A 1028-nucleotide genomic window follows, 5' to 3' on the forward strand; every position below is an offset into this window, starting at 1 on the left:
CACTACGCCGGTCCTCGTTCACAACTGCAACACGAACGGCGAAGCCGAGGTCAGGATCCCCGAGTGGGCCACAGATGAAGAGGCGCAGCAGTTTGCGGACTACGTAGATGCAGCCAATGACGCCATTGCGCAAGGGCAGATGTCGCCCACTGGTCGGGTCTCTACCGCAGGTTCCATCAGGAGGGAGGCGGCCCGTGAGGCGGCGGGCGAGCGGCGTCGTGCGGCGGCGGCCGGAACTCCCTACTCTGGTGTTGCCGGGCACGCGCCAGATGCGATGTGGCTGGGTCATGGGAAGCCGCCAACCTGGATCGATATGACTAAGCGGGTGAACAGTAGTCTTTCTGCCCAAGGGCAGCGCTGCCCGGTGGGGTGCAGTCCTAGGAGGTTCGTACTGGTGGATAACAGGGGTGGCGGTGTCTGATTGGTCGGCGCTTTTTGCAGAAATGGAAACGGCTAAGCGTAGGTTGGCGGTCAGCGACCGAGATGGGCTCTGGCGTCATGAGTCACGTCAGCCTCCGGCCGCATCGGAGCGGATCGCGGAGATCGCTACAGTGACGCACTGTCCTGTGGACCCTGAGTATGCCGATTTCCTGCTGCATGCGGACGGTTGGCCGGCCATCTTGCAGGACATCGACCTGTTTGGGACGGCGGACTTCGGTAGTGTCGCTTACGCCGAGGCCGAGGAACTCGTGCGTGTGATCGAGGATGAGGTGCAGATTGAGCGAGGAGGGGATTTCTCCCGCCTGATTCCCATCGGTGCGTCACGAACGGACATCGACATCCTCGTCATGCCGTGTGCGAGAGAGTCGAATCGAACGGCGCCGGTTATCTGGCTTGCTGGCGGGGAAATCGAAAGATATCGAACCTTCTCGGATTTCTTCCGAGGGATGATCGCCGAGAATCTTGCTGAGGCTGACTCTTTGGCGTGAGTCTCCCAGGGGTCATCCCTTGGTCGCGATAGCAAATTTGAAGCCCCGCCGGGTGTGTCCTGGCGGGGCTTCTGCGTGGGGTGACGGCAGTAGTTGACG

General features: G+C 61.4%; 1 protein-coding gene. It reads left to right on the forward strand.

The window, feature by feature from the left end; all coding sequences use genetic code 11:
* The first annotated feature begins 407 nt into the window (after positions 1–407).
* Positions 408–929 (forward strand): SMI1/KNR4 family protein, encoded by a 522-nt coding sequence (locus QK442_RS36185; RefSeq protein ID WP_282698386.1) that lies wholly within the window; start codon positions 408–410, stop codon positions 927–929.
* Positions 930–1028 lie beyond the last annotated feature (99 nt).

The sequence above is a fragment of the Streptomyces sp. CC208A genome, assembly GCF_030010625.1.
Lineage (GTDB): Bacteria > Actinomycetota > Actinomycetes > Streptomycetales > Streptomycetaceae > Streptomyces.